The sequence below is a fragment of the Microbacterium sp. Be9 genome (assembly GCF_011754135.1).
Taxonomy (GTDB): domain Bacteria; phylum Actinomycetota; class Actinomycetes; order Actinomycetales; family Microbacteriaceae; genus Microbacterium; species Microbacterium maritypicum_A.
Genome location: NZ_WNWT01000004.1, coordinates 187,756 through 211,706 on the forward strand (window position 1 = coordinate 187,756; position 23,951 = coordinate 211,706).

Annotated in this window: 22 protein-coding genes; 17 read left to right on the forward strand and 5 right to left on the reverse strand. The window is 68.6% G+C overall.

Features of this window, described 5'->3' with window-relative positions; translation table 11 throughout:
- The first annotated feature begins 89 nt into the window (after positions 1 to 89).
- Both GLO27_RS05100 and GLO27_RS05105 read left to right on the forward strand, forming a co-directional pair.
- Positions 90 to 713: a helix-turn-helix domain-containing protein gene (locus tag GLO27_RS05100; RefSeq protein WP_029258191.1), complete on the forward strand. Its 624-nt coding sequence runs from the start codon at positions 90 to 92 to the stop codon at positions 711 to 713.
- Positions 710 to 928 (forward strand): hypothetical protein, encoded by a 219-nt coding sequence (locus GLO27_RS05105; RefSeq protein WP_136025007.1) that lies wholly within the window; start codon positions 710 to 712, stop codon positions 926 to 928. The genes GLO27_RS05100 and GLO27_RS05105 overlap by 4 nt, the downstream gene beginning before the upstream one ends.
- Before the next feature lie 25 nt (positions 929 to 953).
- Here GLO27_RS05105 and GLO27_RS05110 read toward each other — a convergent pair whose 3' ends face one another.
- Both GLO27_RS05110 and valS read right to left on the reverse strand, forming a co-directional pair.
- On the reverse strand, positions 954 to 1,169 hold the full coding sequence (locus GLO27_RS05110) for a hypothetical protein (RefSeq protein ID WP_029258189.1): 216 nt from the start codon (positions 1,167 to 1,169) through the stop codon (positions 954 to 956).
- Positions 1,169 to 3,784 carry a valine--tRNA ligase gene (gene valS, locus GLO27_RS05115; RefSeq protein ID WP_167253912.1) on the reverse strand — a complete coding sequence of 872 codons (2,616 nt, stop codon included), beginning with the start codon at positions 3,782 to 3,784 and terminating at the stop codon, positions 1,169 to 1,171. Before valS ends, GLO27_RS05110 begins: the two co-directional genes overlap by 1 nt.
- A gap of 169 nt (positions 3,785 to 3,953) precedes the next feature.
- Between valS and GLO27_RS05120 the strand changes: the two genes are divergently transcribed.
- Genes GLO27_RS05120 through GLO27_RS05135 form a run of 4 tightly spaced genes read left to right on the forward strand, consistent with a single transcriptional unit; the run spans position 3,954 to position 8,851 of the window.
- The gene (locus GLO27_RS05120) at positions 3,954 to 5,564 is read left to right on the forward strand and encodes an ABC transporter substrate-binding protein (RefSeq protein WP_167253913.1); all 1,611 of its coding nucleotides are present in this window, start codon (positions 3,954 to 3,956) and stop codon (positions 5,562 to 5,564) included.
- Between the two features lie 25 nt (positions 5,565 to 5,589).
- Entirely contained in the window at positions 5,590 to 6,537 is a 948-nt protein-coding gene (locus GLO27_RS20240) for an ABC transporter permease (RefSeq protein ID WP_167253914.1), read from the forward strand.
- Positions 6,534 to 7,346 (forward strand): ABC transporter permease, encoded by an 813-nt coding sequence (locus GLO27_RS05130; protein ID WP_167253915.1) that lies wholly within the window; start codon positions 6,534 to 6,536, stop codon positions 7,344 to 7,346. The genes GLO27_RS20240 and GLO27_RS05130 overlap by 4 nt, the downstream gene beginning before the upstream one ends.
- The gene (locus GLO27_RS05135; RefSeq protein ID WP_167253917.1) at positions 7,343 to 8,851 is read left to right on the forward strand and encodes an ABC transporter ATP-binding protein; all 1,509 of its coding nucleotides are present in this window, start codon (positions 7,343 to 7,345) and stop codon (positions 8,849 to 8,851) included. The genes GLO27_RS05130 and GLO27_RS05135 overlap by 4 nt, the downstream gene beginning before the upstream one ends.
- A gap of 7 nt (positions 8,852 to 8,858) precedes the next feature.
- Here GLO27_RS05135 and GLO27_RS05140 read toward each other — a convergent pair whose 3' ends face one another.
- Positions 8,859 to 9,509, reverse strand: a complete 651-nt coding sequence (locus GLO27_RS05140; protein WP_167253919.1) for a pentapeptide repeat-containing protein — start codon at positions 9,507 to 9,509, stop codon at positions 8,859 to 8,861.
- A 312-nt stretch (positions 9,510 to 9,821) separates the two neighbouring features.
- Between GLO27_RS05140 and ileS the strand changes: the two genes are divergently transcribed.
- Genes ileS through ndk form a run of 4 tightly spaced genes read left to right on the forward strand, consistent with a single transcriptional unit; the run spans position 9,822 to position 15,415 of the window.
- On the forward strand, positions 9,822 to 13,211 hold the full coding sequence (ileS, locus tag GLO27_RS05145; RefSeq protein WP_167253921.1) for an isoleucine--tRNA ligase: 3,390 nt from the start codon (positions 9,822 to 9,824) through the stop codon (positions 13,209 to 13,211).
- Complete coding sequence (locus tag GLO27_RS05150) at positions 13,208 to 14,560, forward strand: folylpolyglutamate synthase/dihydrofolate synthase family protein (RefSeq protein WP_167253923.1); 1,353 nt, start codon at positions 13,208 to 13,210, stop codon at positions 14,558 to 14,560. Before ileS ends, GLO27_RS05150 begins: the two co-directional genes overlap by 4 nt.
- Positions 14,557 to 14,997, forward strand: coding sequence for a DUF4233 domain-containing protein (locus GLO27_RS05155; RefSeq protein ID WP_208323550.1), 441 nt, complete (start codon positions 14,557 to 14,559; stop codon positions 14,995 to 14,997). Before GLO27_RS05150 ends, GLO27_RS05155 begins: the two co-directional genes overlap by 4 nt.
- Before the next feature lies 1 nt (position 14,998).
- Positions 14,999 to 15,415: a nucleoside-diphosphate kinase gene (gene ndk / locus GLO27_RS05160; protein ID WP_017830321.1), complete on the forward strand. Its 417-nt coding sequence runs from the start codon at positions 14,999 to 15,001 to the stop codon at positions 15,413 to 15,415.
- An 82-nt stretch (positions 15,416 to 15,497) separates the two neighbouring features.
- Here ndk and GLO27_RS05165 read toward each other — a convergent pair whose 3' ends face one another.
- Entirely contained in the window at positions 15,498 to 16,115 is a 618-nt protein-coding gene (locus GLO27_RS05165; protein ID WP_021198516.1) for a vitamin K epoxide reductase family protein, read from the reverse strand.
- 283 nt (positions 16,116 to 16,398) lie between these two features.
- On the opposite strand from GLO27_RS05165, the gene GLO27_RS05170 reads away from it, so the two are divergent.
- Complete coding sequence (locus tag GLO27_RS05170) at positions 16,399 to 18,948, forward strand: Rne/Rng family ribonuclease (protein ID WP_208323551.1); 2,550 nt, start codon at positions 16,399 to 16,401, stop codon at positions 18,946 to 18,948.
- Here the strand turns inward: GLO27_RS05170 and GLO27_RS05175 are convergent.
- Complete coding sequence (locus tag GLO27_RS05175; protein WP_021198518.1) at positions 18,913 to 19,179, reverse strand: DUF4031 domain-containing protein; 267 nt, start codon at positions 19,177 to 19,179, stop codon at positions 18,913 to 18,915. The two genes, GLO27_RS05170 and GLO27_RS05175, sit on opposite strands and share 36 nt — an antisense overlap.
- Positions 19,180 to 19,425: 246 nt before the next feature.
- On the opposite strand from GLO27_RS05175, the gene rplU reads away from it, so the two are divergent.
- The 6 genes from rplU (at position 19,426) to GLO27_RS05205 (ending at position 23,945) form a co-directional block, all read left to right on the forward strand.
- Positions 19,426 to 19,734: a 50S ribosomal protein L21 gene (gene rplU / locus GLO27_RS05180; RefSeq protein ID WP_028501602.1), complete on the forward strand. Its 309-nt coding sequence runs from the start codon at positions 19,426 to 19,428 to the stop codon at positions 19,732 to 19,734.
- Positions 19,735 to 19,752: 18 nt separating this feature from the next.
- Positions 19,753 to 20,010: a 50S ribosomal protein L27 gene (rpmA, locus tag GLO27_RS05185; protein WP_028501603.1), complete on the forward strand. Its 258-nt coding sequence runs from the start codon at positions 19,753 to 19,755 to the stop codon at positions 20,008 to 20,010.
- A gap of 100 nt (positions 20,011 to 20,110) precedes the next feature.
- Positions 20,111 to 21,610 carry a GTPase ObgE gene (gene obgE, locus GLO27_RS05190; RefSeq protein WP_029260171.1) on the forward strand — a complete coding sequence of 500 codons (1,500 nt, stop codon included), beginning with the start codon at positions 20,111 to 20,113 and terminating at the stop codon, positions 21,608 to 21,610.
- Positions 21,607 to 22,392 (forward strand): glutamate 5-kinase, encoded by a 786-nt coding sequence (gene proB / locus GLO27_RS05195; RefSeq protein ID WP_021198520.1) that lies wholly within the window; start codon positions 21,607 to 21,609, stop codon positions 22,390 to 22,392. Before obgE ends, proB begins: the two co-directional genes overlap by 4 nt.
- Positions 22,393 to 22,401: 9 nt before the next feature.
- Positions 22,402 to 23,655, forward strand: a complete 1,254-nt coding sequence (locus tag GLO27_RS05200) for a glutamate-5-semialdehyde dehydrogenase (protein ID WP_029264967.1) — start codon at positions 22,402 to 22,404, stop codon at positions 23,653 to 23,655.
- 65 nt (positions 23,656 to 23,720) lie between these two features.
- Entirely contained in the window at positions 23,721 to 23,945 is a 225-nt protein-coding gene (locus GLO27_RS05205) for a hypothetical protein (protein WP_021198522.1), read from the forward strand.
- Positions 23,946 to 23,951: the final 6 nt, after the last annotated feature.

Below are 23,951 nucleotides of genomic sequence, written 5' to 3' on the forward strand. Positions count from 1 at the left end.
CGGGCCCTGCACCTGACCCTGCGACAGAACCGGGGCTAGTTGCAAAGATACCCTTGCAAAGAAATCTTTGCAAGGGTATCTTTGCATGCATGACGAACGAGACGCAGGTCAGGACTCTCGATGCCAGCGCCCTGAAGGCGCTGGCGCACCCGCTCCGGGTGAAGATCTTCGACATCCTCGCCGCGCGCGGTCCGCAGACCGCCAGTTCGCTCGCTGCACTCGTAGGGGAGACATCGGGGTCGACCAGCTATCACCTCCGCGCGTTGGCTGCTCACGATCTCATCCGCGAAGTCGAGGGGCGAGGCACGGCGCGTGAGCGGTGGTGGGAACGGCCCAAGGGGCGCATCGACGTGCCCGGTCCTGACGAGATGACTTCGCCGTCGAATCGGGCGGCTGCCCAGATCGTGACGTCGGAGTTCTTCCGTCTGCGGCACGAGACCCTGATGTCGTACCTCAACCGACCCCAGTCCGAGGTCCCGGAGGCGTGGCGCGATGTGGGGATCACCATCACCACGCACCTCGATATGACGCCGGAGCAGGCCATGTCGCTCCGCGAGGAGCTCGAGACCATCGTCGAGAGGGCCATCGAGCGCTACCGGGGCCAGACCGGACCCGATGTGCGACGCGTCTCGCTCCGCACCGAACTCTTCGACCTGCCGACGCCGCAGCACGCGACGCACGGATCCGGCGACGACATCCTGGAGGAATCATGACCAGCGCGACGCTTCACCTGGTGGCTCCGACGCAGACCGAACGCGGGCTGCTGCGACTCGCCGACCATCTCACCGCGTACGTCGAGCACCGCATCTCCCGACGTGCCGAGCGACGTGAGATCGCCCTCGACCTGCTGCGCGAGCAGCAGACCCGCAGGCAGGATCCGCGCGCAGTCGATCACGCACTCGCACAGCTCGGCCTGACGCGGCGCTGACGCGTAGCGCGGTCCCGGCCGGGATTCAGTCCTGGAAGGGACGGGCGACGATCTCGCCGGTCGCGGTCTGGAAGACCTCCCAGCCCGCGTCGAGCTCCGCGATCGCGCGACCCTCCAGCCATGTGAGCGTCCAGTGGCCGGTGAGGCCCCGGGACTCGACCTCGGCGATCGCCGGCCGGAGGGATGCCGGGACGGAGGCCGGAGCCTCGGACCCGGCCGCCCAGCGCGTGCCCAGCTGCATCAGGAGGCCTCGACCGGGGCGAGCTCGATCGCGGTGACCGCGAACGCCTCGGCCTCGGTGAACTCGAGCTCGGCGATGCGGCCGACGGCGCGGAGGTCATCGGCTGCGGCACGGAGGGCATCGAGCTTCGCTGCGGGGGCGGCGATCGCCGCACGTGAGACCGGAGTCTTCTGCGAGGCCTTCGCCTCGGTCTTCGCGCGACGGATGCCGATCAGCGCCTCGCTGGCCGCGGCGAGCACGGCCGGGTCACCGTCGATACCGAGAGGCGTCGGCCACGCGGCGGTGTGCACGGACCCTTCCTCGAACCAGGACCACGACTCCTCTGCCGCGAAGGACAGCACGGGAGCCAGCAGGCGCAGCAGCGTCGACAGGGCCAGACGCAGCGAGAGCGCCGCGGATGCCTGCCCCACATCGGCCTGGTTGTAGGCGCGTTCCTTCACGAGCTCGAGGTAGTCGTCGCAGAACGTCCAGAAGAAGGCCTCGGTGAGCTCCAGAGCACGAGCGGCGTCATACCGCTCGAATGCCTTGGTCGCCTCGACCACGACGCGGTCGAGGGCTGTCAGCATCGACGCATCGAGGGCGTGCGTGACCTGTGCGCCGTCGGGCACGGGGAACGACAGCACGAACTTGGCGGCGTTGAGCACCTTGATGGCCAGACGACGGCCGATCTTCACCTGCGTGGGGTTCTGCGGGTCGAATGCCGCGTCCATGCCGAGGCGGCTCGATGCGGCCCAGTAACGCACCGCGTCCGAGCCGTGGGCGTCGAGCACGTCGGCCGGGGTGACCACGTTGCCCTTCGACTTCGACATCTTCTTGCGGTCGGGGTCGACGATGAAGCCCGAGATCGCGGCGTTGCGCCACGGCGTCCTGTCGTCTTCGAGCGTCGAACGCAGCATGGTGGAGAACAGCCAGGTGCGGATGATGTCCTGGCCCTGCGGGCGCAGGTCGAACGGAGCGGTGAGCTGCCACAGCTCCTCATCACGTTGCCAGCCGCCCGCGAGCTGCGGTGTGAGGGACGAGGTCGCCCAGGTGTCGAGGATGTCGGCCTCGGCGTCGAAGCCACCCGGCACGCCGCGCTGGTCCTCGGTGTACCCGGCGGGCACGTCGGTGGTCGGATCGATCGGGAGCGACGCCGCATCCGGGGTGAGCACGCGGTCATAATCGCGCTCGCCGTTCTCGTCGAGGGCGTACCAGAGGGGGATCGGCACACCGAAGAAGCGCTGACGCGACACGAGCCAGTCGCCCGTGAGACCGCCCACCCAGTTCTCGTAGCGCACGCGCATGAATTCGGGGTGCCAGGAGAGTTCCTCGCCGTGGGCGATGAGCTTGTCGCGCAGTTCGCCGTCGCGGGCACCGTTGCGGATGTACCACTGGCGCGTGGAGACGATCTCGAGCGGACGGTCTCCCTTCTCGAAGAACTTCACGGCGTGGTTGAAGGGCTTGCCGACTGCGGTCATGTCGCCGGTCGCCTGCAGCTTCTCGACGATGGCCTTGCGCGCACTGAAGACGGTCTTGCCCGCGATCTCCTCGGCGTACCAGGTCGCGGCCTCGGGATTCTCGACGGACGCCGGAGCCTCGGGCAGGAATCGCCCGTCCAGACCGATCGTCGTCATGTTCGGCAGGGACTCGTTCTCGGTGGTGCGCAGCTCGCGCCACCAGATGATGTCGGTCACATCACCGAAGGTGCAGACCATCGCCGCTCCGGTGCCCTTGTCGGGCTGGGCGAGGTGGTGGCCGTGGATCTCGATCTCAGCGCCGAAGAAGGGGGTCTTCACCTTGGTGCCGATGAGGTGCTTGTGCGGCCCCTCCGGATGCGTCACGATCGCGATGCAGGCGGGGAGCAGCTCCGGGCGGGTGGTGTCGATCGCGATCGATCCCGAGCCGTCCGCGAACGGGAACTCGATCGTGTGATACGCCGCCTGCTGGTCGCGGTCCTCGAGCTCGGCCTGCGCGATGGCGGAGCGGAAGTCGATGTCCCACAGGGTCGGAGCCAGCGCCTGGTAGGCCTCGCCGCGCTCGATGTTGCGCAGGAAAGCGAGCTGGCTCTGTCGGATGGTGTCGTCGGAGATGGTGCGGTAGGTCTGCGTCCAGTCCACGCTCAGTCCGAGCTGGCGGAACAGCGCCTCGAACTGCTTCTCGTCCTCGATGGTGAGGCGCTCGCAGAGCTCGATGAAGTTGCGGCGGCTGATGGGCTGCTGGTCGGCCGCGCGGCTCGACTTGTTGTCGCCGCCCTCGAAGGGAGGAGTGAAATCGGGGGTGTACGGGAGCGAGGGGTCGCACCGCACGCCGTAGTAGTTCTGCACCCGTCGCTCGGTCGGCAGGCCGTTGTCGTCCCAACCCATCGGGTAGAAGACGGTCTTTCCGCGCATGCGCTCGAACCGAGCCTTCACATCGGTGTGCGTGTAGGAGAACACGTGTCCGATGTGCAGGCTTCCCGATGCCGTCGGAGGCGGGGTGTCGATCGAGTACACGCCCTCGCGGCCGGACTGCGCCGCGCGAAGACGGTCGAACAGGTACGTGCCCTGCTCGGCCCAGGCGGCGTCCCACTTCGCTTCGAGGCCTTCGAGTGCGGGCTTGTCGGGAATCTGGTTCTGCGACGATTCGGAAGCAGGCATGAAGGTCTCCTCGAGCGATGTATGCGGCACTGTGTGAGCGTGCCTGAGTGTGGGTTGTGCCGAACAGTCTACCGAGCATCGGGGCATCGGCAGCCCGTCGCAGATCGACCCCGTCCAACAATCGGCCGTAGGATGGGATGTCCCGACCCGTTCGTCCAGAGGAACCGTCATGCCCGCAAGACCTGTGCGTCGTCTCCTGCCCTTCGCGGCGCTCGCCGCTGCCACTGCGCTGGTGCTCAGCGCATGCGCGGCTCCCGGCTCGGACGGCGAGGGCGGAGAGCTCGTGTGGTCCATCGAGGGCGCGAACCTCTCGGCTGGGCACATGGACCCGCAGGTGAGCCAGCTCGACGTCTCCGGCATGGTGCAGCGGGCGGTGCTCGACTCGCTGGTGTTCCAGGAGGCGGATGGAACGTTCAGCCCGTGGCTCGCGAAGAGCTGGGAGGTCTCGCCGGACAGCACGGAGTACACGTTCGTGCTCCGTGACGACGTGACCTTCACCGACGGCGAGAAGTTCGACGCCGCCGCGGTCAAGGCGAACTTCGACCGCATCGTCGATCCGGAGACGGCATCCGCGCAGGCGGCCAGCATGCTCGGCGCCGACTTCTATGAGGGCACCGAAGTCGTCGACGACTACACGGTCACGGTGACCTTCACGCAGCCGTACGCACCGTTCCTGCAGGCGGCGAGCACGCCGCAGCTCGGCTTCTACTCGCCGGCCGTCCTCGCGAAGTCCGCGGACAAGCTCAAGGCGGGGGGACCCGACGTCACCGTCGGTACCGGTCCGTTCGAGCTCACCGAGTACACGCCGGACCAGGAGATCGTGTACACCCGCAACGACGACTATGCGTGGGGTCCGCATGATGCGAAGGCCCCGAAGTTCGAGACGCTGCGTGTGGAGATCCAGCCGGAAGCCTCGGTCCGCACGGGCGTGGTGACGAGCGGGGAGGCCGACCTGGCCAGCAACATCCCGCCGAACCTCGCGAAGGATCTCGGCGACGGCATCACGGTCGATTCGATCGAGTACCCGGGTCTGCCTTACTCGCTGTACCTGAACGAGAAGTACGGGGTGTTCGCGGACGAGAAGGTGCGTCAGGCCTTCGCGCGCGGCGTCGACATCGACGCGGCGGTGGAGGAGATCTACTTCGGCCAGTTCCCGCGCGCATGGAGCATCCTCGGCTCGACGACCCCGGGCTACGACGCGTCGCTCGAGGGCAGCTGGCCGTTCGACCAGGACGCCGCGAACGCGCTCCTCGACGAGGCGGGATGGACCGCACGCGACACCGACGGCATCCGTATGAAGGACGGTAAGCGGCTCTCGGTGCGATGGATCGCCTGGACTCCCGTTCCGGATGACCGCGCCGCTCTCGCGAACGCGATCCAGTCCGACCTCAAGGAGATCGGGTTCGAGGTCCAGCGCGAGGTGCTCGAACCCGGGGCCTACAACGAGCAGTACGAGCCGAAGACGTTCGATCTGACGGACTGGGGCTTCTCCGGCGTCGACCCCGATCTGCTGCGCAGCCACCTGCACACCGACGGGTTCCAGAACGCGTCGCAGGTGAGCGATCCCGAGATCGATGCATTGCTGGAGAAGGCCGTCGCGACCAGCGACCAGGACGAGCGCAACGAGCTCTACACCCAGCTGCAGCAGTGGAACGCGACGTATACGGCGATCGTGCCGCTCTACAGCCCGTCTGCGATCACCGCCGTCGGCGATCGCGTCGAGGGGCTGCAGTACGACCTGTACGGTCGACCGCTGTTCTACGATGTGACCGTCGGCTGAGCCGCCGGCTGAGCGGAGGGCACGGGTGGTGAGGGCTGCTCTCGTCCGTATCGCCGGCCTCGCCGCGTCCGTCGTGATAGTCCTCTGGGGCGCGGCGACCGTCGCCTTCCTCGCCTTCCGGGTGATCCCGGGGGATCCGGTATCGGTGATGCTGGGGCCCCAGGCGCAGGTGAGCGAGGCGGTCAAAGAAGGCATCAGAGCCGATCTCGGGCTCGATCGCCCGCCGTTCGAGCAGTACCTCGGCTTCATCGGTCAGCTCGCTCGGGGAGACCTGGGAGAGTCGTACCAGCTGCGGATGCCCGTGACCGAGGTGATCGGGCGGCAACTCGGTGCGACGGTCCAGCTTTCGGTGCTCGCGCTCGTGATCGCCCTGGTGCTCGCGCTGTCCGTGGCGGTGCTCGTTCGCGGCAAGGCGGGTCGGACGGTCGCGGCGGCGGTCGAACTGGTGGTGCTCTCCTCCCCGGTCTTCTGGATCGGGCTCGTCCTGCTGAGCGTCTTCGCGTTCGGTCTGGGCTGGTTCCCGGTGTCGGGTGCTCGCAACCCCGCCACGATCGTGCTGCCGGCGATCACGCTCGCGCTTCCGGTGGCGGCGCTGCTCAGCCAAGTGCTGCGCGACGGGCTGATGCAGGCGGAGCGGATGCCCTTCGCTGAGACGGTGCGGGCTCGTGGGGCCAGTCCCTCGTGGTTCACGCTGCGGCATGGGCTGCGCCACGGCGCCGCCTCTGCTGTCACGCTCGCCGCCTACCTGACCGGATCCGTCCTCGGTGGGGCGGTGCTCGTGGAGACGGTGTTCGCCCGTCCTGGCCTCGGCCGGGTCACACTCGCCGCGATCAGCGACCGCGACCTTCCGGTGATCACGGGGATCATCCTCTTGAGCGCCCTGGTCTTCGTGGCGGTGAACCTCGTCGTCGAACTCGTCCATCCGCTGATCGACCCGCGCATCAGGGCTTCGCGACCGGGAGGTGTCCGATGAGGCGCGCGCAGCGGATGCTGCTGTGGGTCGCGATCCTGGTCCTCGCGGTGATCGCGTTCGCGTCGCTCTGGCCCGGTGTCCTCGCCACGCACGATCCGCTGCAGACCGATGTCCGCGCCGCCCTGCTTCCCCCGAGCGCCGAGCATCTGTTCGGCACCGACCAGAGCGGACGCGACGTGTACTCGCGGGTCGTCTACGGTGCGGCGCGCTCGCTGGGCATCGGGCTCTTCGCCACCGGGGTGGCGCTCGTCGGCGGACTCGTCATCGGCGCGCTCGCCGGGGTCGCGCCGAGGGGCGTCGACATCACGGTGATGCGGGTGAACGACGTGCTGATGGCTTTCCCCGAGTTTCTCGTCGCACTCGTCGTCGTCGCCGTGCTGGGCCCGGGACCGGTGAACATCGCGATCGCGGTGACGCTGGCCGCCGTGCCCGTCTACGTCCGGCTGGCCCGAGTGCAGACGCAGACTCTCCGCGTCGCCGAGCACGTCGAGGCGGCGCGCATCCTCGGGGTGCCACGGATGCGCGCATTCACCCGGCACGTGGTTCCGGGAGTCCTCGGCGCGCTGAGCGTGCTCGCCACCATCGGCATCGGCTCCAGCATCCTGGCAGCGGCCGGGCTCAGCTTCCTGGGGCTCGGCCCGTCGGAGCCGACTCCCGAGTGGGGACTGATGCTCGCCGGTGGGCGCAACGTCCTCGGGCAGGCCTGGTGGATCTCGCTGTTCCCCGGCATCGCGATCACGCTCACCGTGGTGGCGGCGACCGTCGTGGGGCGCATCCTGCGCGCTCGCGGAGACGGGAGGATCGCATGAGCGTCGCCCTGGAAGTGCGCGGGCTGCGGATCGCATTCGACGGGAACCCGGTCGTCGATGACGTGTCCTTCGCCGTCGACCGCGGCGAGTGCATCGCGATCGTGGGGGAGTCCGGCGCCGGCAAGTCGCTCACGGCTCGTGCGCTGCTGGGACTGACTCCCACGGACGCCGACGTCTCGCTGGACCGGCTGGTCGTGGACGGGACGGATGCGGCCGGGCTGTCCGAGCGCGCGTGGCGCGAGCTGCGCGGGGCCGGGATCGCGCTCGTCTCCCAGGACGCCCTGGTCTCGCTCGATCCCCTGCGACGGATCGGGGCAGAGATCGCCGAGCCGCTGCTCTTGCACCAGATCGTCCGGCGACGGGCGGCGAGGGCGGAGCGGGTGCGGGAGCTCCTGGCACGGGTATGGATGCCCGACCCCGAACGCCGCTCCCGACAGCACCCGCACGAGCTCTCCGGCGGACTCCGACAGCGAGCACTCATCGCCTCCGCGCTCGCCGCGGATCCCGCCGTGCTGGTGGCGGACGAGCCGACGACCGCTCTCGACGCGACCGTGCAGGCACGGATCCTCGGTCTGCTGCGCGAGATCGTCGAGGCGGGAACGGCACTCGTGTTCATCAGCCACGACTTCGCGGCCGTCCGACGGATCGCCGATCGCGTCCTGGTGATGAGGGGTGGGGTCGTCGTGGAGTCCGGCCCGGTGACCGAGGTTCTCGAGAACCCCCGGCATGAGTACACGAAGCAGCTCATCGCGGCGACGGTCCATGAACCACGCGCTACGGCCCCCGCGGATTCCTCGACGCTGCTGATCGCCGACGAGGTCTCCCGGAGCTTCGATGCCGTGCCCGCGGTCGTCGATGCCTCCTTCGCCCTGAAAGACGGACGGACGCTCGGCATCGTCGGGGAGTCGGGGTCCGGTAAGACGACGCTGGCGCGCATGATCGTCGGAGTCGACGCTCCGGACGCCGGTTCCCTGCGGTGGACATCGCAGCGCCGGGTGCAGCTCGTGCACCAGAATCCGCTCGGAGCGTTCGACCCGCGATGGACGATCGGCCGTTCGTTGCGAGAGGGGCTGGAAGCGGGCGGGGTGCCTCGCGCTCAGCGGGCTGCGGGCGTCGCCCGACTCCTCGCCGAGGTCGACCTCGCCCCGGAGCTCGCCGACCGGCGTCCGAGCGCGCTCTCCGGCGGACAGCGGCAGCGGGCGGCCATCGCCCGCGCGCTCGCCGCCGACCCGGAGGTGTTGGTCCTCGACGAACCTGTCTCGGCCCTCGACCCCTCGGTGCGGGAGCGGGTGCTGCGGCTGCTCGCGCGGGTGCAGCAGGAGCGGCAGTTGACGATGATCCTCGTCTCCCACGACCTCGATGTGGTCGGAGCGGTCGCCGACGAGGTGCTCGTGATGCAGGACGGACGGATCGTCGAGCAGGGCACCACTGCAGAGGTGTTCGGGGCGCCGCAGCATGCGTTCACCCGTGAGCTGCTCGCCGCGAGCGGCCCTGCCGAGCTCTGATCAGACGTCAGTCCTTGATCTGGATGCCGATGCCCGCCGCGATGACCGGCGCGAGCTGCTGCACCTGGAATGACGTGAGAGTCGCTCCGCGGAGGCTGTTGGCATCGAGGAAGGCGACAGCGTCGAGGCCACGCAGGTCGAGGTCCTTCGCCCGCATGCCCCGCGAATCGACCTCGTCGGTCGACGTGGCGGTGAATCTCGCGCGCGTCAGCTCGGCCTGCGGCATGTCGATCGTGCGGATGGCGCAGCCGGAGATCTCAAGATCGGTGACCTTCGCCGCACCGAGGTTCAGGTAGTCGATGCGCACGTCGCGCAGCTCGAGCTCCGAGATGCGCGACTCGCTCAGGTCGAGCGTGCCGATACGGCCACCGCTGATCCGCACCCGCCGCACGCCGGCATCGCGCATGCGGAGCGAGGCGATGCGCACACCCGGCATGTCGACGTCGACGACCGTCGCTCCGGTGAGATCGACCGTGTCGGCGTCAGCGCTCACCACGCACTGCTCGAGCGTCGAGTAGGCGAGATCGACGGTGCCGCTCAGGTCGAGCCGGGCGGCGATCAGGTCGGCGCTGCGTCGGGGAACAGCGGGCTCGAGCACGGGCGGGAGGTCGGGGTCGGCGATGCGGGGAGGAGCGGGGGACTCGGGGGTGCGGGCCATGGTCCGAGCGTAGGGCGCGCCGACGACATCGCGAACCGGGAGCGGGGTGCCGGGCGCCGGAGAGGAGAGCGGCGTCCTGAGGGGATGCGCACGCGTACACTGGAGGGAAGAGCATCGATCCGGCCATCACCGGGGAGCTCTCGGAAGAACGGCGCGGCCCTCGGGCGGTGCTCAGTAGAACCGAGCGGGGCAGGCCCGTCACAGCCGCAGTGAGAGTGGTCGCGTCGCAAGGCGCGGCACGCGAGGTGGTACCGCGGTCCGTGAGGGTCGTCCTCGCAGGAGCATCCGCCACGACGACCACTGCGAGACACGATGACCTACCCCCGTTCCTCCTTCGGCCCCGCCGCCGACTCCGTCGCGCCCAGCCCCCGCTTCCCGCAGATCGAGGAGGAGGTGCTCGCGTTCTGGAAGACGGACGACACCTTCCGCGCCTCGATCGCGCAGCGTGAGGGCGCGCCCGAGTGGGTGTTCTACGACGGCCCTCCCTTCGCGAACGGCCTGCCGCACTACGGCCACCTGCTCACCGGATACGCGAAAGACGTGTTCCCGCGCTTCCAGACCATGACGGGTCATAAGGTCGACCGTGTCTTCGGCTGGGACACGCACGGCCTGCCCGCAGAGCTCGAGGCGATGAAGCAGCTCGGCATCACCGAGAAGGCCGAGATCGAGGAGATGGGCATCGACGTCTTCAACGCGAAGGCGAAGAGCTCGGTGCTCGCCTACACGCACGAGTGGCAGGACTACGTCACCCGTCAGGCGCGCTGGGTCGACTTCGACCGCGGCTACAAGACGCTCGACCTCGGCTACATGGAGAGCGTCCTCTGGGCGTTCAAGACCCTGTACGACAAAGGCCTCGCCTACGAGGGATACCGCGTCCTCCCGTACTGCTGGCGCGACGAGACCCCGCTCTCGGCGCACGAGCTGCGCATGGACGACGACGTCTACCAGATGCGCCAGGACCCCTCCGTGACGGTGACCTTCCCGCTCACAGGCGCCAAGGCAGAAGCCCTCGGCCTCACCGGCGTGCGTGCCCTCGCCTGGACGACCACGCCCTGGACCCTCCCGACGAACCTCGCGCTCGCCGTGGGCCCGGAAATCGAGTACGTCGTGCTGCCCGCCGGCCCGAACGGCGCCGCGGACGTGCACCAGGCGGCGGGAACCACGGATGCGGCGATCGAAGCCTCCGCGCACCGTTACCTGCTGGCGCGTGAGCTCCTCGGGGGATACGCCAAGGACCTCGGCTACGAGAGCGTCGACGACGCGCTCGCCGCCGTCGATGCGACCGTGCGCGGTGCCGAGCTGCAGGACGTCACCTACGACCGGCTGTTCGACTACTACGCCGACACCGAGACCTACGGCACCGAGAACGCCTGGCGCATCCTGGTCGACGACTACGTCACGGTCAGCGACGGCACCGGCATCGTCCACCAGGCTCCGGCCTACGGTGAGGACGACCAGCGGGTCGCCGGTGCCGCCGGAATCCCGACGATCCTGTCGCTCGACGACGGCGGCAAGTTCCTCCCGAACGTCACCGACGTCGCGGGCCAGCTCTGGATGGACGCGAACACGCCGCTCGTGCGCCTGATCCGTGAGAACGGCCGGCTGATCCGTCTGCAGAGCTACGAGCACTCGTATCCGCACTGCTGGCGCTGCCGCAACCCCCTGATCTACAAGGCCGTGTCGAGCTGGTTCATCCGCGTCACGGACATCAAGGACGACATGCTCGCGAACAACGAGCAGATCACGTGGGTGCCGGAGAACGTCAAGCACGGACAGTTCGGCAAGTGGCTCGAGGGCGCGCGCGACTGGTCGATCAGCCGCAACCGCTACTGGGGCTCGCCCATCCCGATCTGGAAGAGCGACGACCCCGAGTACCCGCGCGTGGACGCGTACGGGTCCTTGGAGGATCTGGAGCGCGACTTCGGCACGTTGCCGCGCAACCCCGAGGGCGAGGTCGACCTGCACCGGCCGTACATCGACGACCTCACGCGTCCGAATCCGGACGACCCCACGGGGAAGAGCACGATGCGCCGCATCGAGGACGTCTTCGACGTGTGGTTCGACTCGGGCTCGATGCCCTACGCGCAAGTGCACTACCCGTTCGAGAACCAGGAGTGGTTCGATTCGCACGCGCCGGCGGACTTCATCGTCGAGTACATCGGCCAGACCCGCGGCTGGTTCTACGTCATGCACGTGCTGTCGACCGCGTTGTTCGATCGTCCGGCCTTCACCGGCGTCAGCTGCCACGGCATCGTGCTGGGCAGCGACGGCTACAAGATGTCGAAGTCGCTGCGCAACTACCCGGACGTGTCCGAGGTGCTCGACCGCGACGGCTCCGACGCGATGCGCTGGTTCCTGATGTCGAGCTCGGTGCTGCGCGGTGGGAACCTCGCGGTCACGGAAGAGGGCATCCGCTCGGGGGTCCGCGAGTTCCTGCTGCCGCTGTGGAACTCGTGGTACTTCTTCGCCACGTACGCCAACGCCTCGGGGGCCGAGGGCTACCAGGCCGAGTGGCGCACCGACTCCACGGATGTGCTCGACCGCTACATCCTGGCCCGTCTGGGCGACCTCGTCCGCGAGGTGCGCGTGGATCTGGAGGGGCTGGACTCCACCACCGCGTCCGCGCGGCTGCGCGACTTCGCCGAGGTGCTGACCAACTGGTACATCCGCCGCTCGCGAGACCGCTTCTGGACCGGCGTGACGGAAGACCCGAAGAGCCGCGAGGCCTTCGACACCCTCTACACCGTGCTCGAGACGCTCACCCGTGTGGCGGCGCCTCTCGTGCCGCTCGTCAGCGAGCGCGTGTGGCAGGGCCTGACCGGCGGTCGCAGCGTGCACCTGACCGACTGGCCGGACGACACGCAGTTCCCGGCAGCGGACGAGATCCGTGACGCGATGGACGCGGTGCGCGAGCTGTCGAGCGTCGGCAACGCGCTGCGCAAGAAGGAGAAGCTGCGCGTGCGCCTGCCCCTCGCACGCTTCACGGTGGTCTCACCGCTCGCGGCGTCGCTCGGACAGTTCGAGGACATCCTCCGTGAGGAGCTCAACGTGAAGTCGGTGGAGCTCGTCACGCTCGCCGATGACACGGCGGCGGAGTACGGCATCGCGCACCGCTTGAGCGTCAACGCCCGTGCGGCGGGTCCGCGCCTCGGCAAGGACGTGCAGAAGGCGATCCAGGCGGCGCGCTCCGGTGACTGGAGTGAGGTCTCCGGTGTCGTGACGGCAGGTGGCATCGTCCTCGAGCCGTCGGAGTACGAGCTCGTGCTCGAGACGACCGGCCGCCCGGAGGGGGAGGCCCTGGCCATCGTCCCGACCGGTGGCTTCGTGCTGCTCGACACCAGGACGACCCCGGAGCTCGAGGCCGAGGGACTCGCACGCGATGTCATCCGCGCCGTGCAGGAGACGCGCAAGAACGCCGACTTCGACGTCAGCGACCGCATCCAGCTGGTCCTCCGGTTCCAGGACGACGTGGACACCCAGGCTGTCGTGTCGGCGTTCGACCTGGCCGGCATCGCGGCAGAGACTCTCGCCGAGGAGTACTACGTGATCGACGCGCAGGGAGACTCGATCTTCGGACACGGAGCGGTCCTGGCCGCGGCTGCGGGAGTGACGCCCGAGTTCTCCGCGGTCATCCCCGCCGGGACATATGCCAATGCCGGCGACTTCACGATCGCCGTCACCAGGATGGGAGCGGGAGCATGAGTGACAAGGACAGGGCGGATGCCGTCTACGAGGCCCTGCTGAGCCGCGCCGGAGAGCGCTGGGTGCAGCCGCGCAAGGAGCGCACCGCCCGCATCCTCGCGTTCCTCGATGACCCGCAGCGCACGTACCGCGTCGTGCACATCACGGGTACGAACGGCAAGACGTCGACCGCGCGGATGATCGAGAGCCTCTTGCGGGCGCACGATCTGCGCACGGGACTGTTCACGAGCCCACATCTGGAGCGCTTCACCGAGCGGATCATGATCGACGGCGAGCCCATCGCCGATGAGGCCGTCGCGGATGCGTGGGACGAGATCGAGCCGTTCGTCGACATCGTCGATGCCGAGCTCGAAGCCGCGGGTGATGCTCCGCTGACGTTCTTCGAACTGCTGACCGTGCTGGCGTTCGTCGCCGTGGCCGATGCGCCGATCGACGTGCTCGTGCTCGAGGTGGGCATGGGTGGGGAGTGGGACTCCACGAACACCGCCGACGGCGACGTCGCGGTGTTCGCGCCGATCGACATCGACCACGCCGACCGTCTCGGCAGCACGATCGCCGAGATCGCCGAGGTCAAGGCCGGCATCATCAAGGAGGGCGCGGCCGTGGTGTCCGCCCAGCAGCCCGCGGAGGCGGCCGAGGTGCTGCGTCGCGTGGCGGCGGAGCGCAACGCGACCATCGCGTTCGAGGGCGAGGAGTTCGGTCTCACCGAGCAGAAGCTCGCCGTCGGCGGCCAGTTGCTCACGATCCGTGGCCTGGCGGGGGAGTACACCGAGGAGTACCTGCCGCTGTACGGCGCTCACCAGGGGCATAACGCCGCTCTCGCAGTGGCCGCCGTCGAGTCGCTGATCGGCGGTGCCACCCAGCGCATCGCCGCGGACATCGTGACGGCGGGTCTGCAGGAGAGCACGTCACCGGGCCGGCTGCAGTTGCTCGGCATCGCCCCGACCGTGATCGTCGACGCGGCTCACAACCCGCACGGCGCCAAGGCACTCGCGCAGGCTCTGGACGACAGCTTCGACTTCGACGAATGGGGCCTGGTGCTCGGTGTGCTCGCCGACAAGGACGCCGCCGGCATCGTCGCCGAACTGGCACCGGGAGCGGCGCACGTGTTCGCCACCGCTCCGGATTCGGATCGCGCGAGCGATGCGGATGCGATCGCCGACCTCGTCGAGCAGGCCGGACAGCGGGCGACCGTGCACCACTCGCTGGCAGACGCCGCCGACGCCGCGCGCGAGTGGGCCGCATCCTCCGATCGACGCGCGGTCATCATCGCGGGCTCCGTGGTGCTCGCCGGAGAGGCGATCGCCCTGGCGCAGGACGAGGACTGGAAGGCGGGGTGGCGCGCATGAGCGCCGACGCGACACCGGCTCGCCGTACCCGCCGGCCGCGCCCGCCGCGCACGCTCGTGCAGAAGCTCGCACCTGTCGTGCTGGGTTTCGAGGCCATCGTGGTCTTCCTCGTGGGCCTGACGATCTTCGGGCTGCGGCAGCTTCCCGACGGTATCGAGCAGTGGTGGGCGATCGTCGCCGGGGCGGTGGTCGCGCTCGCCTGCATCGCGATCGCCGGGATGATCACGAAGCCCTGGGCGATCACCGCCGGGTGGGTCGTGCAGGCACTCGTCGCCCTATCGGCGTTCTTCGTTCCCTCCATCCTGCTCGTCGTCCTGATTTTCGGCGGCATGTGGGCGTATGCGACCATCGGAGGGGCCCGATTGGACGCACGACGCCCGGCCGGACCCACGACCGAGACTCAGACCACGCAGATCTCAGACACAGAGAGTGAATGACATGGCCACCGAAGAAACCCTCGTCCTCGTCAAGCCCGATGGCGTCGCTCGCGGCCTCACCGGCGCGATCCTCGCCCGCATCGAGGCGAAGGGCTACGCCCTCGTCGATATCCGTCTGGTGGAGCCCGACCGCGACCTGCTGGCCGAGCACTACGCCGAGCACGAGGGCAAGCCGTTCTACGAGCCGCTGCTCGAGTTCATGCTCTCCGGCCCCTCGGTCGCCATCCGTCTCGCGGGCAACCGCGTGATCGAGGGCTTCCGCTCGCTCGCCGGCACCACCGACCCGACGACCGCTGCGCCCGGCACGATCCGTGGCGACTTCGGTCGCGACTGGGGCCTCAAGGTGCAGCAGAACCTCGTGCACGGCTCGGACAGCCCCGAGTCCGCCGCGCGCGAGCTCGGCATCTGGTTCGACTGAGAACCCGTCCGCACGTGAAAAGCCCGCCCGCCGAGTCTCGGCGGGCGGGCTTTCGTCGTCTCCGCCGTCGGCGGAGCGGGGATCAGAAGATCATGCCGATGACCTCGCCGAGGAGATCGAGGCCACGCAGCTGAGCGAGCAGGACGACGACGGCGTACGCGAGGATCGTCGCGAGCGGGACCCAGGCCATCAGCCTCTCGGCGCGGGCCTTCGTCTTCTCGTTGCTGGTGAAGGTGCCGTTGCGGGTGAGGTGCAGCATCGTCGCGAAGAATGTGGGGATGGTGACCGACCAGGTGAGCATGCACCAGGGGCAGAGAACGCCGAGGTTGGGGGCGTAGATGCTCTGCCAGATCAGCCAGCACACGAGACCGAAGGCGAAGGTGACCCCGGCACCGAAGGTCAGCCAGAACCACCGCGGGAAGCGGGATCCCGCGAGCAGGGCGACGCCGACGAACAGCGGCGCCATCCAGCCGGCGATACCGAGAATCGGGTTGGGGAAGCCGAAGACCTCGCCCTGCCAGGATTCGAGGTTCTTCCCGCACTGGATCATCACGCTCACGTTGCAGCTGAGGACGGCGTCAGGGTTGGCCGCCAGGACGAACTTCTCGACAGTGAGCTGGAAGGCGGCGAACCAGCCCACCACACTCGCGATGATCAGCCAGACGGCGTAGATGACGGGGCGGGTGCGCTGCTCGCTCATACTGGGGATTATCCCAGCGACTGCTATGGATGCGGCGAGAACAGGCCGGAGAAATGTCCGGCCCGGATGACGGGATGCCGCGAACGGAGCCACTTGGTGCGATAATGGCCTGTGATGCGATGAACGGCGTTGCCGCGACACGCGTCGAGCAGACTTCGGGGTCCAATGCCCCACGCGATCAGAGCTATGAGCCGGTCGCAGACCGAGTGAGTTCGCGGCACCTGCGGGTACCGCATGAGATTTCACGGAACACCGAGTGTCCCGTGCAGGGAGTAAGCCAGAGATGGCCGATGAGAACAATGACAACAACGCCCCTACCCTCGACTTCCCGGCTGACGCCGCGGGAGAGCTGACGGAGCCCACGGCTCCCGGCGCGGACGACCGCGCGGGGTCTTCGGGCGAGGGCGAAGAGCCGTCCACTGCTGCGGAAGCCGCCGAGGCTGCTGAAGTGGCTGAGGCTGCTGAGGTGGCCGAGGACGCGGCCGCCGATGACGTCGCAGCCGGTTACGCGGCGGCGGATGACGCTGCTGCGGCTGCCGACGACGCCGCTGCTGCGGCCGAGTCGATCGCAGAGGCCGTCGCCGAGGCGAAATCGGAGGCGGAGAACGAGGCCGCTGACGAAGAGCCGGCTACGGACGAAGCTCCCGTCGCGGACGAAGCTCCCGCTGCGGACGATGCCCCCGCGGTCGAAGAGGCTCCTTCTGCTCCCGAGGCTCCGGCACCGGTGACCGCCGTGTCGCTCGGTCTGCTCCCTGAGGTGTTCGTCTCCCAGGTCTCCACGCAACTGCACTTCTATGCGCCGGAGATCGTGCCGCTGCCCGCACGTCCGGGTCGCGAGCGCATCTTCGACCGCATCGCCGAGCGCGACCAGCCGCAGGACGATGCAGCCGGCCGAGGCCGCGGTCGTCGTCGCCGGGGTGGTTCCGAGGGTGACGACCAGCGCGAAGAGCCGCGTCAGCGTCAGCGCGTCGTCGAGTACATCACCGAGCCGAAGGCGATCAAGGGATCGACCCGTCTCGAGGCGAAGAAGCAGCGTCGCCGCGACGGTCGTGATGCCGGCCGTCGTCGCCCTGTCGTCACCGAGGCCGAGTTCCTCGCTCGCCGTGAGTCCGTCGACCGCAAGATGGTCGTCCGGTCCAAGAACGGCCGCACCCAGATCGGCGTCCTCGAGGACGGCGTGCTCGTCGAGCACTACGTCGCCCGCAACCAGGACGCGTCGCTCATCGGAAACGTCTACCTGGGGCGCGTGCAGAACGTCCTCCCCAGCATGGAGGCCGCTTTCGTCGACATCGGGCGCGGGCGCAACGCCGTGCTCTACTCCGGTGAGGTCGACTGGGACGGCGTCGAGACCGGCAACCAGCCGCGTCGCATCGAGCTGGCCCTCAAGCCCGGCGACCGTGTTCTCGTGCAGGTCACGAAGGACCCCGTCGGACACAAGGGTGCCCGACTCACGAGCCAGATCTCGCTTCCCGGCCGCTACCTGGTCTACGTGCCTGGCGGGTCGATGAACGGCATCAGCCGCAAGCTCCCCGACAACGAGCGGGCGCGCCTCAAGCGCATCCTCAAAGAGGTGCTGCCGGAGTCCTCCGGCGTGATCGTCCGCACCGCGGCAGAGGGTGCGACCGAGGACCAGCTCACGCGTGACGTGCAGCGCCTGACGTCGCAGTGGGAGCACATCCAGAAGCAGGTCGAGAACCAGCAGGCGCCCGCGCTCCTGCACGCCGAACCCGACCTGCTCGTCAAGATCGTCCGGGACGTCTTCAACGAAGACTTCACGAAGATGCTCATCCAGGGCGAGGACGCGCAGCAGACCATCCGGGCCTACCTGGAGAGCGTCGCCCCCGACCTCCTCGAGCGCGTCGAGGCCTACGAGGACGAGACCGATCCGTTCGATGCATTCCGTATCACGGAGCAGATCGAGAAGGCTCTCGACCGCAAGGTATGGCTGCCCTCCGGCGGCTCGCTCGTGATCGACCGCACCGAGGCCATGACGGTCGTCGACGTCAACACCGGCAAGTTCGTCGGCTCCGGCGGAAACCTCGAGGAGACCGTCACCAAGAACAACCTCGAGGCGGCGGAGGAGATCGTCCGCCAGCTGCGTCTGCGCGACATCGGCGGCATCATCGTCGTCGACTTCATCGACATGGTGCTCGAGTCGAACCGCGACCTCGTGCTGCGTCGACTGATCGAGTGCCTGAGCCGCGACCGCACGAAGCACCAGGTGGCAGAGGTCACCTCGCTCGGTCTGGTGCAGATGACGCGCAAGAAGCTCGGTCTCGGCCTGCTCGAGACCTTCAGCGAGGCGTGCGAGGTCTGCGCCGGTCGCGGTGTCATCGTGCACCACGACCCCGTGGTGAAGCACCGCTCCAGCAGCAACGGCGGCGGCAGCAACGGCGGCAACGGACAGAGCGGTCGTCGTCAGCGCGGCAACGGCGGCAGCGGGAGCGGACAGAGCCAGAGTGCTCCCTCCGCTCCTCCGGTCACCCACAGCATCACCGAGGGCGCGAAATCGGCCCTCGCGCAGATCGCCGCCTCCACCATCGCCCCGGCGGCGGATGGCGCGCCCGCAGTCGAGTCGGCCGATGTCGCGGCTGAGGCGCCCGCGGCCGCCGAACGTCCGAAGAAGGCCCGCAAGAAGCGCGGCGACCGCAAGGGGCCGAAGTCTCCCGCCGAGCAGCTCCTCGACTCGGTCCTCGACGCTCTTCCGGAGCCGAAAGCTCCCGGTCAGGGGCGAGGACGCCGTCGGGTGAGCACTGCTGCGCTCACCGGCACTCCCGTCTCGGTGAACAACGAGCCGTCAGCGCCGGTCGCGGCTGCGGATTCGGAGTCCTGAGGCGATCAGCCGGCGCACCAGTTCCTTGCCCTGCACGTGGTGAGCGCCGGCGGCGACGAGCCGGGGGATGATCTCCTCCGGCACGTCGTAGTGGTCGAGGTCGAACGCACGTGCGGGGACGTCGTTCGCGCGCGCGAACACGTGCAGCTCGTCGAGGCTCTCATCGCTGACCAGGTGCGCCCAGAGGCGTCCGTGGGCGGGCCAGAGGGGTTCGTCGACGAGTACGGTCACCCGGTCAGCCTACGACCGCCTCGACAGGGCAGGGCCGGAAGCGGAATGTGAGACGCCTCGGAGCCGCGCCGCTTTGCGACACCGACCCGCATCCGGTAAAGTAGTCCCTTGGTGCGTATGCCGCGTCGTCCTCGTCGGTCGAAGCGGAGAGTCTTGCGTTCGCGCCCGCCGTTCTGCGGCGCATGCAAGCAACAGTCTTCCCGTGAGATCTCGGAGCCGCGAGCTCCCCAACGAAACAGGTATGAAGTGGTTTACGCAGTAGTGCGCGCCGGTGGGCGGCAGGAGAAGGTCGAGGTCGGCACGATCGTTCAGCTCGACCGTGTCAAGGCTGCCCAGGGCGAGAAGATCGAGCTGGCCGCCGTGCTGCTCGTCGACGGCGCCACGGTGACCACCGACGCTGACTCGCTGGCGAAGGTCAAGGTCACGGCAGAGGTCATCGGCAACCTCCGCGGCCCGAAGATCATCATCCAGAAGTACAAGAACAAGACCGGCTACAAGAAGCGTCAGGGCCACCGCCAGGAGCTCACGCGCGTCAAGATCACCGGCATCAAGTAAGCCCGAGGGGACTAGGACATGGCACACAAAAAGGGCGCAAGCTCAACCCGTAACGGTCGTGACTCCAACGCTCAGCGCCTCGGCGTGAAGCGCTTCGGCGGTCAGCAGGTCCTCGCCGGCGAGATCATCGTTCGCCAGCGCGGCACGCACTTCCACCCCGGCGTCAACGTCGGTCGTGGTGGCGACGACACGCTGTTCGCTCTGGCCGCCGGTGCGGTCCAGTTCGGCGCGAAGGGCGGCCGCAAGGTCGTCAACATCGTCGCCGCAGCTGAGTGATCACAGCGCGACACTAGATATCCGGTTCGGGGCGGGCTTCGGCTCGCCCCGTCCGTGTATCTACCCTCCGAAAACGCACAGCAACCCTGAGGACTAGCAAATGGTCACGTTCGTCGACACCGTCACACTGCACCTGCGTGCGGGTAAGGGCGGCAACGGCTGCGTCTCCGTGCACCGCGAGAAGTTCAAGCCGCTCGGTGGCCCCGACGGCGGCAACGGTGGTGACGGCGGCGATGTCGTGCTCGTCGCCGACCCGCAGACCGGCACGCTGCTCTCGTACCACCACTCGCCGCACCGTTCCTCCGGCAACGGCGGGCCGGGCATGGGCGACCACCGCTCCGGGTTCCTCGGCGAGACGCTCGAGCTGCCCGTCCCGGTCGGCACGGTGGTGAAGAACACCGCGGGCGACGTCCTCATCGACATGATCATCCCCGGCGAGCGGTTCGTCGTGGCCAAGGGCGGTATGGGTGGGCTCGGCAATGCCGCCCTCGCCACTCCGAAGCGCAAGGCTCCCGGCTTCGCGTTGCTCGGCACTCCCGGCCACGAGGGCGACATCGTCCTCGAGCTGAAGACCGTGGCCGACATCGCCCTCGTGGGGTACCCGTCGGCCGGCAAGTCGAGCCTGATCGGCGCGATCTCCGCCGCCCGCCCCAAGATCGCCGACTACCCGTTCACGACCCTCCATCCGAACCTCGGCGTGGTGCAGGTCGGCGACTTCCGCTACACGGTCGCCGACGTACCCGGTCTCATCGAGGGTGCGAGCGAGGGCCGAGGACTCGGTCTCGAGTTCCTCCGTCATGTCGAGCGCTGCTCGGCGCTGTTGCACGTTCTTGACTGCGCGACTCTGGAGCCCGGTCGCGACCCGATCTCCGACCTCGACGTCATCCTCGCGGAACTCGGCGCCTACGAGGTGCCCGAGGGACAGACGCCGCTCCTCGAGCGCCCGCAGTTCATCGCTCTGAACAAGATCGACGTCCCCGAGGCACGCGACCTCGCTGAGCTCGTGCGTCCCGATCTCGAGGCTCGCGGCTTCCGGGTGTTCGAGATCTCCACGGTCTCGCACGAGGGTCTGCGTCCCCTCACCTTCGCGCTGGGCGAGCTGGTCGAGAAGGCCCGTGCCGAGGCCGCGCTCGAGACGCCGCCGGAGCGCGTCGTCATCCGCCCGCGAGGCTCCAAGAAGGACTTCACCATCCGGGTCGAGGGCGGCACCTACGGCAACGTCTATCGCATCATGGGCGAGAAGCCGGTGCGCTGGGTGCAGCAGACCGACTTCCAGAACGAAGAAGCCGTCGGGTATCTCGCCGATCGTCTCGAGAAGCTCGGCGTCGAGGACGAGCTCTTCCGCCTCGGTGCGGTGCAGGGATCGACCGTCGTGATCGGCGAGGGCGACAGCATCGTCTTCGACTGGGAGCCCACCATGACCTCGGCGGCAGAGTTGATGAGCGCGCCTCGGGGTACCGACCCCCGTCTGGCACCGAATTCGCGCCGGACGACGTCGGAGCGACGCGAGCAGTACTACGAGCGCATGGATGCCAAGGCCGAGGCTCGCGCCGAGGTGGAGACGCAGCGTCTCGCCGCGTACCGCGAGGACGGCGAGTGACAGCACGCACACGCGCGGATCTGGCCACCGCGTCCCGCATCGTCGTCAAAGTCGGATCTTCCTCGATCAGCGGAGACTCGTCGTGGCGGATCCCCGTCATCGTCGAAGCTCTGGCCGCGGCGCATGCACGCGGAGCCGAGGTGGTCCTGGTGTCGTCTGGTGCGATCGCGTCCGGAATCCCGTTCCTGCGGCTCGACGCCCGCCCGACCGACCTCGCGACCCAGCAGGCCGCGGCGGCCGTTGGTCAGAACATCCTGATGTATCGCTACCAGGAGTCGCTTCGTCCCTTCGATATCGTCGCGGGGCAGGTGCTCCTCACCACCGGCGACCTCGAGAACCCGACATCGCGCTCCAACGCCCGTCGCGCGATGGAGCGGCTGCTCGGGCTTCGCACCCTGCCGATCGTGAACGAGAACGACACCGTCGCGACGCAGGAGATCCGCTTCGGCGACAACGACCGGCTCGGCGCGCTCGTCGCCCAGCTGATCGAAGCCGACGCGCTCATCCTTCTCAGCGATATCGAATCGCTGTACACGCGACCTCCGACGGACCCCGGCGCCGAACCGATCGATGTCGTGGCTCCCGATGCCGACCTGACCGGCCTCGAGTTCGGGGCGACCGTCGTCAACAGCGTCGGCACGGGAGGAGCGGCCACGAAGGTCTCGGCCGCGCGTCTCGCGGCGGCATCCGGCATCGGCGTCCTGGTCACCAGCGCCGACCTCGTCGAACAGGCCCTCGCCGGTGCGGAAATAGGAACCTGGTTCGAGCCGGCCACCTCATAAACTGGGCGGATGACCGACCAGACCCCACAGGTGCGCCTGGAGCGCGCCAAAGAGGCCTCCCGCGCCGCTGCCGCGCTCACGAGCGACGACAAGGCGCGGGTGCTCGAAGCGATCGCCGTCGCCCTTCTCGACGCCGCGCCGCGCATCATCGAGGCGAACGCCCGCGACATCGTCCGTGGGCGTGACGAGGGCATCGGGGAGTCGCTCATCGACCGGCTGCGTCTCGACGAGAAGCGCGTGGCGGCCCTTGCCGCCGCTGTGCGCGAAGTCGCGGCCCTCGCCGACCCGGTCGGCCGCGTCGTCGGCGGGCACAGGATGCCCAACGGTGTCGCCCTCGAGCAGGTGCGCGTGCCGTTCGGAGTGGTCGGCGCGATCTACGAAGCCCGGCCGAACGTGACGGTCGACATCGCCGCGCTCGCGCTGCGTGCGGGCAATGCCGTCGTGCTGCGCGGGGGGAGTGCCGCGCGCGAGTCGAACACCGTGCTCGTCGACGTCATGCGGCGGGCGGTGGAGAGCGTCGGACTCACGAGCGAGGCGATCCAGACCGTCGACGACTTCGGTCGCGAGGGCGCGAAGGCGCTCATGCACGGTCGCGGCTTCATCGATGTGCTGGTGCCACGGGGGAGTGCCGGTCTCATCGAAGCCGTCGTCACGGAGTCGACCGTGCCCGTCATCGAGACCGGAGCGGGCAACGTCCACATCTTCCTCGACGAGACGGCCCCGGACGATTGGGCGAGCGACATCGTCGTGAACGCCAAGGTGCAGCGCCCCAGCGTGTGCAACGCGGTGGAGACGGTGCTGGTGCATCGTCAGGCGGCTCCGCGTCTGATCCCGCTCGTGGCCAGCGCTCTGCAGAGTGAGGGCGTCGCGATCCACGGTGACGACATGGTCGCCGGCATGGTGTCGAACGTGATCCCGGCGGTCGAGGAGGACTGGGAGACCGAGTATCTGAGTCTCGACATCGCGATCAAGGTCGTCGACTCCCTCGACGAGGCCCTCGACCATATTCGTCGCTACAGCACGGGACACACGGAGTCGATCATCACGACCGACTCGCGCAACGCGGAACGCTTCCTCGCCGAGGTGGATTCCGCCGTCGTGATGGTGAACACGTCGACGCGCTTCACCGACGGCGGCGAATTCGGATTCGGCGCGGAGGTCGGCATCTCGACCCAGAAGCTGCACGCTCGCGGGCCCATGGGGCTGTCCGAGTTGACCAGCACGAAATGGCTCGCGCGTGGGTCGGGGCAGACCCGCGGCTGAGGGCTAGACTGGGGGACGCTGTACCTCACAGGATCCCGAACAGCACGCCACGAAACGGAGTCAGGATGAACCTCGTCGCACAGATCGCGATGGCCGCTGCCGAAACCGAGCACCACGGCAACGTCGCGCTCGAAACGGTGATCTTCGGAGCCATCGCTGCGGTCGTGTTCGCCTTCCTCGGGCTGGTGACCTTCTCGTACAAGAACGTCGCCAACCGTCACTCGGCGAAGGCCGAGGCATGGGCAGCGCAGCACGGCAAGGACGGCCACGAGGCGGGACACGGCCACTAGGCCCCC

Coding starts and splice junctions, on each gene's coding strand:
- GLO27_RS05100 (WP_029258191.1), top strand. CDS start 90: ATGACGAACGAGACGCAGGTCAGGACTCTCGATGCCAGCGCCCTGAAG.
- GLO27_RS05105 (WP_136025007.1), top strand. CDS start 710: ATGACCAGCGCGACGCTTCACCTGGTGGCTCCGACGCAGACCGAACGC.
- GLO27_RS05110 (WP_029258189.1), bottom strand. CDS start 1,169: ATGCAGCTGGGCACGCGCTGGGCGGCCGGGTCCGAGGCTCCGGCCTCC.
- valS (WP_167253912.1), bottom strand. CDS start 3,784: ATGCCTGCTTCCGAATCGTCGCAGAACCAGATTCCCGACAAGCCCGCA.
- GLO27_RS05120 (WP_167253913.1), top strand. CDS start 3,954: ATGCCCGCAAGACCTGTGCGTCGTCTCCTGCCCTTCGCGGCGCTCGCC.
- GLO27_RS05130 (WP_167253915.1), top strand. CDS start 6,534: ATGAGGCGCGCGCAGCGGATGCTGCTGTGGGTCGCGATCCTGGTCCTC.
- GLO27_RS05135 (WP_167253917.1), top strand. CDS start 7,343: ATGAGCGTCGCCCTGGAAGTGCGCGGGCTGCGGATCGCATTCGACGGG.
- GLO27_RS05140 (WP_167253919.1), bottom strand. CDS start 9,509: ATGGCCCGCACCCCCGAGTCCCCCGCTCCTCCCCGCATCGCCGACCCC.
- ileS (WP_167253921.1), top strand. CDS start 9,822: ATGACCTACCCCCGTTCCTCCTTCGGCCCCGCCGCCGACTCCGTCGCG.
- GLO27_RS05150 (WP_167253923.1), top strand. CDS start 13,208: ATGAGTGACAAGGACAGGGCGGATGCCGTCTACGAGGCCCTGCTGAGC.
- GLO27_RS05155 (WP_208323550.1), top strand. CDS start 14,557: ATGAGCGCCGACGCGACACCGGCTCGCCGTACCCGCCGGCCGCGCCCG.
- ndk (WP_017830321.1), top strand. CDS start 14,999: ATGGCCACCGAAGAAACCCTCGTCCTCGTCAAGCCCGATGGCGTCGCT.
- GLO27_RS05165 (WP_021198516.1), bottom strand. CDS start 16,115: ATGAGCGAGCAGCGCACCCGCCCCGTCATCTACGCCGTCTGGCTGATC.
- GLO27_RS05170 (WP_208323551.1), top strand. CDS start 16,399: ATGGCCGATGAGAACAATGACAACAACGCCCCTACCCTCGACTTCCCG.
- rpmA (WP_028501603.1), top strand. CDS start 19,753: ATGGCACACAAAAAGGGCGCAAGCTCAACCCGTAACGGTCGTGACTCC.
- obgE (WP_029260171.1), top strand. CDS start 20,111: ATGGTCACGTTCGTCGACACCGTCACACTGCACCTGCGTGCGGGTAAG.
- GLO27_RS05200 (WP_029264967.1), top strand. CDS start 22,402: ATGACCGACCAGACCCCACAGGTGCGCCTGGAGCGCGCCAAAGAGGCC.
- GLO27_RS05205 (WP_021198522.1), top strand. CDS start 23,721: ATGAACCTCGTCGCACAGATCGCGATGGCCGCTGCCGAAACCGAGCAC.